Here is a 14,468-nt window from a genome sequence, read left to right on the forward strand (position 1 = left end):
ACGCTTTTCGGGCGGCCGCCCGTTCGGCCTCGTATGTACCACGTACGGTTCCGCGATCCGGCCGGATCGATCCGCGACGGCGAGTACGACCCGGCGACCGACACGGTCGCCTTCGGCGGCGAGGCGTACGCGCTCTCGGACCCCGCGATCGACGTGCTCGCGCCGAGCGAGCCCTCGAAGATCGTCTGTATCGGCCGCAACTACGCCGACCACGCGGAAGAGCTCGGGAACGACGTGCCCGACCGCCCGCTGCTCTTCCTCAAGCCGCCGAACGCGGTGGCGAGCCACGGCGACACCGTGACCGTCCCGGCCGGCAAAGACCGGATCGACTGGGAGGCGGAGTTCGCGGTCGTGATCGGCGAGCAGTGTAAGGCGGTCGACGCCGCCGACGCCATGGAGGTCGTCGCGGGGTTCACCTGTATGAACGACGTGTCGAACCGCGACGACCAGAACCGCGAGCAGAACTGGGTGCGCGGGAAGGCGTTCGACGGCGCCGCGCCGCTCGGCCCGGTCCTCGCGACGCCCGACGAGGTTCCCGCCGACGCGAGCGTCGAGCTCCGCGTCAACGGCGAGACGAAGCAGTCGAGCGACCGCGAGCACATGATCTTCGACGTGCCGACGCTGATCGAGGAGATCACGACGTACCTCACGCTCGAGCCCGGCGACGTCATCGCCACTGGCACGCCGGAGGGGGTCGGCGCCCTCTCTGGCGGGGACACGGTGGAGATCGAGATCGAGGGCGTCGGCACGCTCGAACACGACGTTCGCGTCCCCTGAACGCCCGGACCGACCGACCTGTCCGGCCGTTCCTGTAGCTCGGTACCACACCTCGTTTCCGGTGAACGCTTATATGCCAGCCCCCGGAGTCGGAGGTATGGAGACCAGTTCGTTCGTCGCCGAACCTTGACGGCACCGTCGCGGCGCGATCCGACGCCGGCCGGCCCCGTCGGACGCGGGACAACCGGTCCGAATCGGATCGACCGATCGGACGCGCCGCCGAGACCGCACGCGGAGCGGAGACGCTCCCCTCTCCGGGCCGACGCGAGCGCCCGACCGAATGTCACGAGACGACGACGCGACGAACGAACGCGACGAATCGAGCGGACCGAGCACAACCGAGACCGACGCCGCACACAGCGATGCGACCCGAGCGATAGTCGCGGCGCGGTCCGAGGACGACCCGCCAGACACAACGGAGATCCGCGAGCTGGCCGCTGCGGCCGGCTACGCGGTGGTCGGCGAGGTCACCCAGCGACGGCGCGAGGACCCGACCTACGACCTCGGGCGCGGGAAGGCGGAGGAGCTGATGCGGCTCGCGGCCGACGCCGACGCCGAGGCCGTCATCTACGACGGCAGCCTGTCGCCGGGACAGACGTTCTCACTCGGCGACCTGCTGCCGACCGGGACCGCGGTCGTCGACCGCCCGCGATTGGCCTTGGAGCTGTTCGCCGACGCCGCCGACTCGCGGGCCGCCGACCGACAGCTGGAGCTGGCGCGGCTCCGCTACGAGCTGCCGAGACTCCGGGAAGCGGTCGCCCGCGACGCGAGCGAGGACGTGCGCCTCCGGCCGGAGGGCGACAGCCGCGTCCTCGACGTCGAGAAGCGGATCGAGTCGGCCGAGCGCGCGCTCGACGAGATCGCCGACGACCGCGCGGCGCGCAGGGCGGAGCGCCGCGACGCCGGGTTCGACCTGATCGCCCTCGCGGGCTACACCAACGCCGGGAAGTCGACGCTGGCGCGGCGGCTCGCGGACGAGGTCGACGACCCCGATTTCGGTGCCGAGGCCTCGGATCGGCCCGCAGCGTGCGCCGACACGGCCGCGGGGGACCCGGCGGACGACGCCGGTGCGCTCGCGGTCGCCGACCGCCCGTTCGAGACGCTCTCGACGACCACGCGCCGCGCGACCGTCGCCGGACGGCGCACCCTGCTTACGGACACCGTCGGGTTCCTCGACGGGCTGCCGCACGAGGCGGTGCGCTCGTTCCGCGCCACCATCGACGCGGTCCGGGCCGCCGACTGCGCGCTGCTCGTCGTGGACGCGAGCGACGACCCCGCGGCCCTCCGTCGGAAGCTCAGCGCGTCGCTGTCGGCGATCGAAGCGACCGACGGCCCGGTCGTCCCCGTCCTGTCGAAGGTCGACGAGGTCGATGCCGACGGGCTCGCGTCCGCCGTCGAGGCGTACGAAACCGTCGTCGCCGAACTCGGCCCGCGGGACGCGCCCGTCGCCGACGCGCTCCGGTCGCCGGTTCCGGTGAGCGTCCGGGACGAGTCGGGGCTCGGCGACCTCGCGGACGCGGTGGCGGACGCGCTGCCGACGGCGACGGCGACCGTCGAGGTCCAGAACGGCGGGGACGCGCAGGCCGCGCTCTCGTGGGCGTACGACCGAGCGGTGGTCGCGGGCGTCGAGTACGGCGGCGAGACGATGGCCGTCGACCTGGCGGGACGGCCCGACGTCGTCGCCGAGGCGGAGCGGCGGCTGCGCGGCGCGGGTTCGCCCCCGTGAGCGCTCCCGACACCGACCCGGGAGCGCCGTGACCGGCGTCCGTCAAGACCACCCTTAAGCCCGACCGCCCCCGACCTCCGGGCATGCGACCACGGGATCTCTCCGATCACTCGCCGTACGTGCCCGGGCGGGGCGTCGAGGAAGTCGCCCGCGAGCGCGGGATCGACCCCGACGACCTCATCAAGCTCTCCTCGAACGAGAACCCGCACGGCCCGAGCCCGGCGGCCGTCGAGGCCATTCGCGACCACGCCGACCGCGTGAACCAGTACCCGAAGTCCTCGCACACGGACCTCACCGCGAAGATCGCCGAGAAGTGGGGCGTCGACGACGAGCAGGTGTGGGTCTCGCCCGGCGCCGACGGCTCGATCGACTACCTCTCTCGGGCCGCGCTGGAGCCGGGCGACGAGGTGTTGGTGCCGAGCCCCGGCTTCGCGTACTACGCGATGTCCTCGCGGTACCACCACGGCGAGGTGACCGAGTACGAGCTCTCGACCGCCGACGGCTTCGCGCAGGACGCGGAGACGGTGCTGTCCGCCTACGGGGGCGAGCGCATCGTCTACGTCACCTCGCCGCACAACCCCTCTGGCTCGACGATGCCGCTCGACGAGGTCGAGGCGATCGCCGACGCGACCGCGCCGGAGACGCTGGTCGTCGTCGACGAGGCGTACGGGGAGTTCTCGGACGTCGACAGCGCGATCCCGCTCGCCGACGAGCGCGACGACGTGGCGGTCCTGCGCACCTTCTCGAAGGCGTACGGGCTCGCCGGGCTCCGGATCGGGTACAGCGTCGTCCCCGAGGCGTGGGGCGAGGCGTACGCCCGCGTCAACACGCCGTTCGCGGCCAACGAGCTGGCGTGCCGGGCCGCCCTCGCCGCGCTCGACGACGAGGACCACGTCGAGCAGTCGATCGAGTCCGCCCGCTGGGCCCGCGAGTACATCGCGGACGAGCTTGACGCGCCCACCGTCGACTCCGCGGGGAACTTCGTCCTCGCCGCGGTGGGGGACGGCGAGCGCGTCGCGGAGGCGGCTCAAGAGCGCGGCGTGATCATCCGCGACTGTACCTCGTTCGGGCTCCCCGAGCACGTCCGTATCTCGACGGGGACCCGTGAGGAGACCCGCGAGGCGGTCGAACTGCTCAACGAGACGCTGGCCGACCTCGACCTCGGTGTTCGGGCGTGACGGCGGGGGCCGACGACGCCGACGCCAGCCCTGACCGCGACCGCGCCGACCGCGTCGCCGTCACGGGCACGCCCGGGACCGGGAAGACGACCGCGACGGCGCTGCTCGAAGGGGAGTACGACGTGATCCACCTCAACGACCGGATCAAGTCCGACGACGACCTCTGGACCGAGCGCGACGACGAGCGCGACACGCTCGTCGCCGACCTCGACGCGGTCCGCGAGGACCTCGGCGGCTGGTCCGGGGTCCTCGACTCGCACCTCGCGCACCGGTTCGCTGTCGACCGCGTCGTCGTGTTGCGCTGTCACCCCGAAACGGTCGAGTCCCGACTCGAGGCGCGCGGCGAGACGGCCGAGACGGCGGCCGAGAACGCCGAGAGCGAGGCGCTCGACGTGATCCTCTCGGAGGCGGTGGCCGAACACGGCGCGGAGAACGTCTACGAGGTGGACGCCACCGACCGCGACCCCGAGGCGGTCGCCGATGCGATCCGGGCAGCGATCGAGGGGGAGCGCGAGCCGAGCGCCGGCACCGTGGACTTCATCGATTATATATGAGCCGGCCGCGAGCGTCGAGACGGTAGATGACCCTCGACCAGTACCGCTCCGTGGCCGACCGGCTGCTCGGCCCGTGGGTGTCCGCGGCCGACAGGCTCGGCCTCTCGCCCGACCAGGTGAGCGTGATCGCCTTCCTCGTCGCGGTCGGGGCCGCCGCGGCCTTCGCCGCCGGGTCGACGCCGCTGTACGCGGCCGGCGCGCTACTCGTCCTCCTCAACGGCTGGCTCGACCTCGTCGACGGCGCCCTCGCGCGCCACCAAGAGATCGCCTCCGACGGCGGGGACTTCCTCGACCACGTCCTCGACCGCTACGCCGACGTGGCTGTCATCGGCGGGCTCACGGCCGGCGTGGAGGCGTACGCGCTGGGCTTCGCCGCCGTCACGGGCGTCCTGCTCACCTCGTACCTCGGCACGCAGATCCAGGCGGTCGGGATCGGCCGCGAGTACGGCGGCCTCCTCGGCCGGGCCGACCGGCTCGCGCTGATGGGCGTCGTGGGCGTCGTCGCCGCGGTCTACTCGGCGCCGATCGTCGCCGGACTGAACGTCGTCGGCCTGCTGCTCGCGCTGTTCGCCGTCGTCGGTCACCTGACCGCGGTCCAGCGGTTCCTCGGCGCGTGGAGCGACCTGTAGCCGCTCGCGGTTCCCTCCCCCGGTCCGGTCCTGCCCAAGAGCGGCGCCTGAGCAGATGTTCGGATCGTCGTCGGCGATGGGTTCTCAGCCGTTCTCGCCCGCCCGTGATCGCAGTTCCGACCCCCGCGCGTGGACGTCGTCGACGGCGTCGCGGACGATCGACTCGTCGACGTCGAACGCCCGGGCGGCGTACGCCACCGACAGCCTGACGGCGAGACACGTCATCCGGACCTCCTCGTCGGCTCGGACGACCGAGGGCGGGGTACCCCGTCTGCCGGTCTGTCTCTCGTCGAACCCGCCGGCGATAGCGTACAGATCGGCGTACAGCCGGGCCGCCTGCGGGAGGTCGGACGGCGCGATGCGCCCGTCGGGGCCGTCGAAGTGGTACGCGTCAGGGCGGACACGCTCCTCGCGGACGATCCGATGGCCGTCGTCGTACGTTTCGATGATCGTCTCGGCAGAGTCGCTCACTGGAACCAGCCTCTCCGAACGCCTCGCGAAACGAGGGAACAATTTAAAAGCGTCCGGTCGATACGGGAGGTATGCCCACTTTCGAGCTGAACCTCTCGGACGACGTGTACGCGGAGTTTCAGCAGCTGGCCGATGAGGAGTTCGTTTCCGAGGAGCAGGCCGCCGAGGACCTCATCGCGTCCGGCATCGAGGCGTACAACGTGAGCGTCGTCGACGACGATCCCCGCGACGAGATGCTCGACGGCGCCGAGAACAACATGTTCGACACCGCCGAAGACCCCGGAAGCATCGAAGACGACCGGCTGTAAGGGTCGTCTCGACGCCTGACCCGGCTTCTTCCTAGAAACGCACCACGCCGACAGCGAGCGGCGTCCGGCGGACTACGGCCGCCGCGTGTGAGTCAGAAGCGGGAACTCCGTGCGAACGGTGAGCCGAAGGTCCCCGGCCAGCGGTCGCGCCTCGGCGGGCGCTTCGCTCTCGTCGATCAGGAGGCCGCCGCTCTCGGAGAGTCCGACGAACAGCACGTCGCCGACCGAGAGCGGCTCCGAAAGCCTGCTGCTGGCGCTCCCCCGTTCGTCTCGCAGACGAATACGTGCGTCTCGGGACACGTCGTCGCCGCCCGTCATCTCCACCCGGAACGCGGTGCCGTCGTCGGTGAACGCGACGTCGAACCGGACGCCCTGCTCTCGCGCCGCGTCCGCCCAGTCGGGCTCGTCCACGCTCGTGTCGCCGACCGCGGTTATCGCGGCCGTAACGTCGAACGCGATCGTTTCGCCGCCCTGGAGTTCCGTCTGATCGTACTCCAGCTGGCTCACGAATCCGGACTCGCTGACCGTTATCGACGCGTCGAACTCCCGCATCTCCCCGAAGCTGAGTCGCTCCGAGTAGCCGACCGACTCGTAGACGACCCCCAAGCCGCCCGCGGTCTCGACCAGTTCCGTCGCCGCTCCCCACTCCACCTCGGAGATGTACCGCCTGAACTCGCTCAGCCCGGTCACCTCGTCCGTCGGCGGTGCGCGCTCGTCCACCCTGTAGGCCTGCTCGAACCCGGACTCCATCCTGACGTACGCCACGTCCTCGTCGGCCGGCGACCAGACACGCTCGGTCTCCCCGTTCTCCGTTACCTCACGCGAGACGGCGTTGTCGTCGAACTTGCTCGTCTGCGTCTGGGAGAACTCGTTGTCGTCGAACACGTCGGTGCGCTCCCCCTCGTGCGTCAACGACCCCGCCTCGACCAGGGTCGATTCGTGCGTGCCGAACAGCGTCGCTCCGTCGACACCGTCCTGACGTGCCCCGTCCGGGTAGTCGAAATCGTCCAGTGTCGGCGCCGCGTCTTCGGTGCTTTCCGTCTGATTCTCCGAGCCGTTGTCGTCCCCGTCGGACGCTTCCTCGGACCCGTTCGGCGGCGCCGACTCGTCGGGGGTCGAACCGCTACAGCCCGCAAGTGGAAGAGAGACGGCCGCCGCGCTGGTGAGAACGTATCGCCTGTTCATATGTGGTCTACGGTACCCTCCAGACACGTACGTAAATACGTGCTGACTTGTTTTGTATATTATATTCTGGCTGGCGTTCGAATCGGGGTTCAGTCGACCGAATCTGTGTGTAGTAACTCTACAACAGGCATGTAGCTGACATACCTGCGGCGAGTCAGTACCCCAAGCCAAACAGCCGGTTCGCCGACAGCGTGGCCAGCCCGAGCGCCATCACGCAGGCGAGCAGCCCGAACGCGACTGGCCACCCCGCGGCGTCGGAGACGGCGCCGACGACGACGCTGCCGGAGGCCCCCGTGACCATGTACGCCGTCCGGACCAGCCCGAACCCGGCGCCGCGCTCGGCGTCGGAGAGGAGGTCCATGAACCGCGACTGTACCGGCGCGCCCCACGACATCGCGAGGCCGACGAGGCCGACGCCCGCGACCGTGACCGGCAGCCCCAGGTCGAGCGTCGCAGTCGCGACGAGGGCCCCGTACCCGACGACGCCGGCGCTCATGGTCACCATCGCGGTGGCGTCGCGGCCGATCCGGTCGGATATCGACCCGGTGACCGGCTGTGTTCCCCCGTGGACGAGGAAGTACGCCGAGAACAAAAGTGCCGACAGCGCGCTCGATAAGCCGGTCCCGACCTCGAGGAACGTCGGCAGGAAGGATGCGGTCGCCTGCCACGTGAACGCGCCCATCGTCGCCAGCGCCGTCGTGTAGAGGATCTCGGGCCGCGAGAGCAGCTCGGCGAGCGGACCGAACGCGAATCGCTCGCCCATCGGCTGGTCGGGGCGGAGCGGTTCGGTCGGCCGGACCCGCCACGCGAACAGCGCGAACACGGGGACCGCGACGGCAGCGCCGAGGAGGACCCCGGCGCGCCACCCGTACCGCGATCCGACGAGCGCGGCCGCCGGCGGCGCGGCGAGTCCCGCGAGCGGTCCCCCGGCCACGTGGACGCCGATGGCGCGGCCGGTGTCGTCGAACTGCCGCGTGAGGAACGTCGTCGCGACCGAGTAGTGGTGCCCCGCCCCGACGCCGAGAACGGCCGCGAACAGTCCGAACGCGAGCATCGAGGGCGAGGCGGCGAGGAGCACCGACGCGATCGCGGTGGCCCCCACCGCGGTGAGGATGACGCGGCGCTCGCCGTAGCGATCGCCGAGGACGCCGGAGGGGAACTGCGCCAGCGCGTAGGTGAGCCACATGCCGCTGAGCGCGAGCCCGACGGTGCCGTTGGTGACGCCGAACTGCGTCGTGATCTCCGGGACCAGCGGGCTGACGGCCAGCCGCGCCACCATGGTGCCGGTGAACGCGAGCGTACAGAGCGCGAGCGCCGTGTGTTCGTACCGCCAGTTCACGGTCGCCGTACCGGACACGGGTCAAAGCGGCTTCCGATCGCGGTCAGACGAACCGGAGCCTCTCCGGCCGGACCGCCCGAGAGCTCACTCGGCCGCGAACCGGATCGGGTAGTCGGTGAGGTTCTCGTAGCCGTCCTCGGTGACGACGACGAGGTCCTCGATCCGGACGCCGCCCACGTCGGGGTCGTAGAGGCCGGGCTCGACGGTGATCACGTGGCCCGGCTCCAGCTCTCCGCCGCCGCTCGCGAGCCGCGGCGACTCGTGGACGTCGAGACCGATGCCGTGCCCCGTCGAGTGGATGAACCCGGTCTCCGTCTCCGGGTCGGTGCGGAAGGTCGGCTCGCCGGCCTCCTCGTACACCTCGCAGGCGGCGGCGTGGACGTCTTCCCCGGTCGCGCCCGGCTCGACCGCGTCGAGCGCGGCGTCGAGGGCGCGCTCGGTGAGTTCGTACCACTCGCGGAGGGTCTCGTTCGGCTCGCCGACGCAGAACGTCCGCGTCATGTCGGCGTTGTACTTCGTCGCCTTCGACCGGGGGAAGATGTCGACGATGATCGCCTCGTCCGCGCGGAGCGGGCCCGAGCCGCGGTCGTGGGGGTCCGCGGCCTGCGCGCCGCCGGCGACGATCGTCTCGTCGAGCGCGCAGCCGTGCCGCAGGAGGGTGACCTCGATCTCCTCGGTCACCCGCTCGCTGGTGAGCGGCTCGCCGTCGCGGAGCAGGACGCCCGTCTCCGCGTCGTCGCTCTCGGTCGCCACGTCCGCGCCGGCGATCAGGTCCTCGGCGGCGCGCATCGCCGCCTCGTTCGCCGCCTGGGCCTCGCGGATCGCCTCGATCTCGTCGTCGGTCTTGACCGCCCGGACTTCCCGGAGCCGGTCGTCGGTGTCGACGGTCACCGCCACGCCGCGCTCCCGGAGGGCGTCGGCGGTACCGACCGGGCCGCGGGGCGGCATCGAGACGGACTCGACGCCCTTGTCGCGGACGAACGCGGCGTACATGTCGTTTCGCGCCTCGCGCCCGCCGTACTCGTAGTCGTAGTCGGCGTGGCGCTCGACGCCGTCGGCCGTCGCCTCCTTCTTCGCCCGCCCGTACTCCAGGCCGCCGACGAGGACGTGGACCGCTCCGTCGGCGTACAGCGTGAGGAACGGGTCGGGCCCGGTGAACCCGGAGAGGTACAGCTGGTTGGCGTCCTCCTGCGAGGCGTCAATCAGGTAGCCGTCCGTCTCGAGGTCGGCGAGGCGGTCGTCGAGCCGCGGTCGGTTCATACGTGCCCCTGTTCGGGGAGGGGCAAAGCGGTTGTCCTCTCGGAACCGGCGAGACGGTGAGGGGCCTCGACGACCCGCGACAAAGCATATGCCCGCCAAGCCGGAACGACCGGGGCGTGATGTCGACGGACCGACGAACTACCCTCCTCTCGCTCGTACACCTCCCGTCCGGCTGGCTGCCGGTCGCCGTCGCCTGCGGGAGCGCTGCGGCGCTGCTCGGACTGGCGCTCACCTGGATCGGGCTCGCGGTCGCCGGCGTCTCGCCGGGGGAGTCCGAGGTCGCCCGGTGGATGGTCGGCGGCCCGATATCCGCGGTCGAGGGGTCGATCTGGTTCCTCCTCGACGCCCACTGGGTCCGGGTCCGGACGGGACCCGGGCTGTCGAACCACGTCATCTTCGGGCATCCGCTGATACAGGCCGACGCCGCGCTGTGGCCGCTCCGCGCGGTCCCGCTGACCTTCGCTCTCGGCGCCGCGGCCGCCGTCCGATACCTCGGTATCGACGACCTGCTCGCCGGCGCCGTGACCGGCATGGGCGCGACCCTCGGATACCTCCCGACGATGCTCGCGCTGCGGGCGGTCTCTCGGGTGCCGTTGACGCGTCACGCGACCGACGGGACGGTGCCGATCTCCGACGCGGACGGGATACCTGTGACGGAGGCGGCCGGCGTCACCGCCGGTCCGGACTTCGCCGCGACAGTGCTACTGGTGACCGGACTGGGCGTCGTCGTCGGCCATCTCGTCGGTGCGAGCGCGACCTTCGCGACCGGGGACTGACGGCCGGATCGGTCGCCGCGAACGCCGTCCCGTCACCGCGAAACGCCTATATACTATATCCCGGGGAGAGTCCGTCTGTTTCGCTCGTGACGTGGTTTCGCAGGAGGCATCTCGAATACCGAATCTTACAGGGTTGTACACTCCGTTTTCGGGCGTGTCTCAGAGGTACCAACCACACAAACATTTAACTATTTGGCTCACTTACCTGAAGATGAGGAAAACACCGAGATCCGTCTCTCGGTTTCGTTGTTCCCTCCACGTACCAAACCAATGAGCGAGAACCTTCGAACGTACACGACAGAGACGGCCGACGACGAGCGCGAAACCGAGTCGGAGAGCCAAGAGGAGGAACTGCGGTGTCCCGAGTGCGGCGGTCAGCTAGCGACGGACACGGAACACGGCGAGACCGTCTGCGTCGACTGCGGACTGGTCGTCGAAGAGGACGAGATCGACCGCGGGCCGGAGTGGCGCGCGTTCGACTCCAAGGAGAAGGACAACAAGTCCCGCGTCGGTGCCCCGACGACGAACATGATGCACGACAAGGGGCTCTCGACGAACATCGGCTGGCAGGACAAGGACGCTTACGGTAAGTCGCTGTCCAGCCGCCAGCGCGAGAAGATGCAGCGGCTGCGGACGTGGAACGAGCGGTTCCGCACCCGCGACTCCAAGGAGCGCAACCTCAAGCAGGCGCTCGGCGAGATCGACCGCATGGCCAGCGCCCTCGGCCTCCCCGACAACGTCCGCGAGACCGCGAGCGTCATCTACCGCCGCGCGCTCGACGAGGACCTGCTTCCCGGCCGCTCCATCGAGGGCGTCTCGACGGCCTCGCTGTACGCCGCAGCCCGGCAGGCCGGGACGCCGCGGAGCCTCGACGAGATCGCGGGCGTCTCCCGCGTCGAGAAGGACGAGATCGCTCGGACGTACCGCTACGTCGTCCGCGAGCTGAAGCTGGAGATCCAGCCCGCCGACCCCGAGAGCTACGTCCCGCGGTTCGCCTCCGACCTCGGCCTCTCCGACGAGGCCGAGCGCCGCGCCCGCAGCCTGCTCGACACGGCGAAGGAGCAAGGGATCCACTCCGGCAAATCGCCGGTCGGGCTCGCCGCCGCCGCCGTCTACGCCGCCTCGCTGCTGGTCAACGAGAAGGTGACCCAGAGCGAGGTCAGCGAGGTCGCGAACATCAGCGAGGTCACCATCCGGAACCGGTACCACGAGCTCCTCGAGGCCGAGGACTCCGTCGCGCTGAACTGAGCCGCTTTTCTGCCCGCCGCCGCGTCGGTCGCCCTCCGTCCGGGTCGAAACCGCGAAGGCGACGCGTCGCCACCCGCACGTATGGAGACGACCCGCCACTTCACGGCGACGACGTACATCGTCAACGACGGGGCGACGGCGCTTCACGACCACGAGCGGCTCGGCATCCGGCTGCCGCCCGGCGGCCACGTCGACCGCGACGAGCTCCCGCACGAGGCCGCTCGCCGCGAGGTCCGCGAGGAGACGGGGCTGACGCCGGAGCTGGTCGCCGCCGAGTCGCAGATCACGGGCCCGAACACCCGCGGGCTCCCGGAGCCGGCCCACCTCATGCTCCACGACATCAACGTCCACGAGGACGGGTCGGTGGGCCACCAGCACGTCGATCACCTCTACTACGCCCGCGTCGACTCCCGAGAGATCGCTCCCGACGGCGACGACGAGGTCGACCCGGACCAGTGGCGCTGGTACACCCGGTCTGAACTCGCGGCGAGCGACCTCCCGGAGGACGTCGTCGACCTCGGTCGGGAGGCGATCGCCGCAGTCGACGAGGGGTGAGCGGGACGGGCCGTCGAGAGCGCTCTCGGGGCCGCCGCCGTCCACCGGTCGGAGCGGCGGAGCGGGGCGTCAGACGGCCGTCTCACGCTCCGGAAGGTATTTGAGTCGGTGTTGGCGACGTAAACGCAAGGATGGACGCACAGCGAAGGGAAGCGATCGCCGAGTGGGACGAGCGCTCGTTTTCCGACGGGCTCGCGGGGCTCGGGCGGATCGTCGACGACGGGTTCTCCGGCGCCGCGACCGACGGGGTCGGGTGGGTGTTCCTCGTCGACGGTCGCGTCGTCAGCGTGGTCGACGCGACGCTCGACGCCTTCGCGGAGGCCTCGGGGACCGTCTACCGGGCCCCCGACGACGCGCTCCCGGTGCTCTTCGCGATGCAGGAGCTCGGCGGCGAGCCGCGGGCGAAGTACTACACCAATGACACGCCGCTCAAGGAGGCGGACCGGAAGCTCTCGCAGGGCGGATTCACCGGCTACATCGAGCTGTCGGAGAACGTCCTCTCCGGCGACTACTACGTCGCGTACACCGGCGGCGAGTCGATGGCCGCCGCGTACGTCGGCAACGCGCGCCGGCTGGAGACGGGGGACGACGCCTTCGAACTCGCCGCGGACGAGGTCGGCATCTACACCGTGTACGAGGTCGATCTCGACGTCCGCCCGCTCCCGGACGACGCGGGGACGGCGGACGCTACGGACGACGGGACGACCGACGAGACGGAAGACGCGGGGAGCGACCCCGACTCGAGGGGCGACGACGGGAGGGACACGCCGGGCGGAGCCGATGAAGCTTCCCCCGCGGACGCCGTTGATCCCGCGCCGAACACCGGGCGGGACGACGGCTCGGCGGCCCGGCCCCGAGACGACCCGACGACCGCCGCTCGCGACTCAGATTCGGACGGGCCCGACGCGGCCGAAGCGGGCGGTGAAGCGACGACGGGGGAGGGCGAAGAGTCGCCCGACGCGGTACAGATAGGAGCCGCCGACGCCGCGGAGATAGACGCCGCGGAGACGGACGTCGAGGCGGCGGGGGTGGCGGACCGCGAGCGCCGGCCACCGACCGAAGCGACCGGAGACGGTGCTTCGCGGGACACCCGGGGAACGCCGGACGCGGGAGACGCATCGAACGCCGAGGGCGCGTCGGGCACCGGGAACGCGTCGAGCGACGAGGACGTCTTCTCGGAGGAGGCCGAGTGGCGGGAGCAGAAGTCCATCCCGGCGCTCGACCCGTCGGAGGCTGGCGACGAACCCCGCGGGGCCGACGAGCGTCCCGACCCGCCGTCGCAGCGTTCTCGTTCGGCGGCCGACCCCGGGCGGGCCGAGCGGAGCGGATCGAACGCGAACGGCGGGTCGCCGTCGCCGCGCTCCACCGAGCGGTCCGCGTCGACGCCGTCGGCGGTCTCGAAGCGCGACGCCCGCGACGCCCGCGACGCGACGGGCGACGCGAGCCCGGAGCGGCTTCGGAAGCTCGAGGCGGCCCTCGAGGAGACGGAGACGAAGCGCCAGTCGCTGGCCGACGAACGCGACCGGCTAGCGGCCGAGCGCGACGAGATCGCGACCGAACGCGACGAGTTGGTCGACGAGGTCGAGCGGCTCGAGTCCGAGGTCGGCGACCTCCGGGAGGAGCGCGACCGGCTCCGCCGCGAGCTCTCCGAGGCGAAGGACCGGCTCCCGGACGCCGAGCGGACGCTCACCCCCGCGAAGGCGCGCAGCGGAACGAACCTGTTCATCAGGTACGAATCGAAGGAGGGCGCGACGCTGGCGGACGCCCACAACGGGAGCGTCGACCGCGAGGCCCTCCGCGAGAACCTCCGGGTCGAACACCACACCAGCTTCGAGACGGAGGGCCTCGCCGTCGACGGGCGGCCGTTCGAGGAGTTCCTCGGGGACACCATCGAGTACGGCTTCACCCGCTGGCTCGTCGAGGACCTCCCGTTCGAGGTCCGCGGTACCGGGAACGAGGGGACGCTTCGGGACCTCTACGACGCGCTCCCGGACATCGACCGCGCCGAGATCGGCGGGACGGTGTCGGTCGAACTCCGCGAGGGCGGCGAGGAGGTCCGCGAGCAGCGGTCGTTCGACCTCGTGTTGCGCGATCGCATGGGACACCCGCTGTTCGTCGCCGACCTGAACGACAGCCGGGACCCGACGCCCGAGGGGACGCTGGAGTCGCTCGTCGAGAACGGGCGCGACATCGCCGCCTCCAACGAGACGTTCGCCGGGGCGTTCGCGGTGACTGAGAGCTTCTTCGAGCCCGGGGCCTTAGAGACCGCGAGCGATGCGGTCGGCGGCGGCCTGTTCAGCCGGTCCAAGCGGGCGAGCTTCGTGAAACTCTCGCGCAAGCAGGGGTTCCACCTGTGCCTCGTCGAGGCGCGCGACGGCGGGTTCCACATGACGGTCCCGGACCTGTAGTCGGTCCGACCGCCGCGGCTCGCGAGCGCGGGCTGAGAGAGAAAACGCGGCACC

14 protein-coding genes are annotated in these 14,468 nt (G+C 71.0%); 10 read left to right on the forward strand and 4 right to left on the reverse strand.

The window, feature by feature from the left end:
* Positions 1-33: 33 nt before the first annotated feature.
* From EXE52_RS09480 to EXE52_RS09500, 5 genes are all read left to right on the forward strand, one after another.
* The gene (locus EXE52_RS09480; protein ID WP_089307675.1) at positions 34-777 is read left to right on the forward strand and encodes a fumarylacetoacetate hydrolase family protein; all 744 of its coding nucleotides are present in this window, start codon (positions 34-36) and stop codon (positions 775-777) included.
* Between the two features lie 280 nt (positions 778-1,057).
* Positions 1,058-2,503, forward strand: coding sequence for a GTPase (locus EXE52_RS09485; RefSeq protein WP_089307674.1), 1,446 nt, complete (start codon positions 1,058-1,060; stop codon positions 2,501-2,503).
* Between the two features lie 83 nt (positions 2,504-2,586).
* Entirely contained in the window at positions 2,587-3,681 is a 1,095-nt protein-coding gene (gene hisC, locus EXE52_RS09490; RefSeq protein ID WP_089307673.1) for a histidinol-phosphate transaminase, read from the forward strand.
* Positions 3,678-4,235: an adenylate kinase family protein gene (locus EXE52_RS09495; protein WP_089307672.1), complete on the forward strand. Its 558-nt coding sequence runs from the start codon at positions 3,678-3,680 to the stop codon at positions 4,233-4,235. Before hisC ends, EXE52_RS09495 begins: the two co-directional genes overlap by 4 nt.
* 26 nt (positions 4,236-4,261) lie before the next feature.
* Positions 4,262-4,864, forward strand: coding sequence for a CDP-alcohol phosphatidyltransferase family protein (locus EXE52_RS09500; RefSeq protein WP_049929608.1), 603 nt, complete (start codon positions 4,262-4,264; stop codon positions 4,862-4,864).
* A gap of 84 nt (positions 4,865-4,948) precedes the next feature.
* On the opposite strand, the gene EXE52_RS09505 is transcribed toward EXE52_RS09500, so the two are convergent.
* Positions 4,949-5,335, reverse strand: a complete 387-nt coding sequence (locus tag EXE52_RS09505; RefSeq protein ID WP_049929607.1) for a hypothetical protein — start codon at positions 5,333-5,335, stop codon at positions 4,949-4,951.
* Positions 5,336-5,406: 71 nt separating this feature from the next.
* On the opposite strand from EXE52_RS09505, the gene EXE52_RS09510 reads away from it, so the two are divergent.
* On the forward strand, positions 5,407-5,643 hold the full coding sequence (locus tag EXE52_RS09510) for a hypothetical protein (protein ID WP_008442562.1): 237 nt from the start codon (positions 5,407-5,409) through the stop codon (positions 5,641-5,643).
* Between the two features lie 72 nt (positions 5,644-5,715).
* On the opposite strand, the gene EXE52_RS09515 is transcribed toward EXE52_RS09510, so the two are convergent.
* From EXE52_RS09515 to EXE52_RS09525, 3 genes are all read right to left on the reverse strand, one after another.
* On the reverse strand, positions 5,716-6,828 hold the full coding sequence (locus EXE52_RS09515) for a hypothetical protein (RefSeq protein WP_049929606.1): 1,113 nt from the start codon (positions 6,826-6,828) through the stop codon (positions 5,716-5,718).
* Positions 6,829-6,982: 154 nt separating this feature from the next.
* Positions 6,983-8,167: an MFS transporter gene (locus tag EXE52_RS09520; RefSeq protein ID WP_089308083.1), complete on the reverse strand. Its 1,185-nt coding sequence runs from the start codon at positions 8,165-8,167 to the stop codon at positions 6,983-6,985.
* 84 nt (positions 8,168-8,251) lie between these two features.
* The gene (locus tag EXE52_RS09525) at positions 8,252-9,427 is read right to left on the reverse strand and encodes a Xaa-Pro peptidase family protein (protein WP_049929604.1); all 1,176 of its coding nucleotides are present in this window, start codon (positions 9,425-9,427) and stop codon (positions 8,252-8,254) included.
* A 119-nt stretch (positions 9,428-9,546) separates the two neighbouring features.
* On the opposite strand from EXE52_RS09525, the gene EXE52_RS09530 reads away from it, so the two are divergent.
* The 4 genes from EXE52_RS09530 (at position 9,547) to EXE52_RS09545 (ending at position 14,414) form a co-directional block, all read left to right on the forward strand.
* Entirely contained in the window at positions 9,547-10,203 is a 657-nt protein-coding gene (locus EXE52_RS09530) for a hypothetical protein (RefSeq protein WP_049929603.1), read from the forward strand.
* A gap of 270 nt (positions 10,204-10,473) precedes the next feature.
* Entirely contained in the window at positions 10,474-11,451 is a 978-nt protein-coding gene (locus tag EXE52_RS09535) for a transcription initiation factor IIB family protein (RefSeq protein WP_049929602.1), read from the forward strand.
* Positions 11,452-11,532: 81 nt separating this feature from the next.
* Positions 11,533-12,006 (forward strand): NUDIX hydrolase, encoded by a 474-nt coding sequence (locus EXE52_RS09540; protein ID WP_086215809.1) that lies wholly within the window; start codon positions 11,533-11,535, stop codon positions 12,004-12,006.
* Positions 12,007-12,137: 131 nt separating this feature from the next.
* A complete protein-coding gene (locus EXE52_RS09545; RefSeq protein ID WP_137703713.1) occupies positions 12,138-14,414 on the forward strand; it encodes a hypothetical protein in 2,277 nt (758 codons plus the stop codon).
* Positions 14,415-14,468 lie beyond the last annotated feature (54 nt).

The sequence above is a fragment of the Halorubrum sp. CGM4_25_10-8A genome (assembly GCF_005435025.1).
GTDB classification, from domain to species: domain Archaea; phylum Halobacteriota; class Halobacteria; order Halobacteriales; family Haloferacaceae; genus Halorubrum; species Halorubrum ezzemoulense.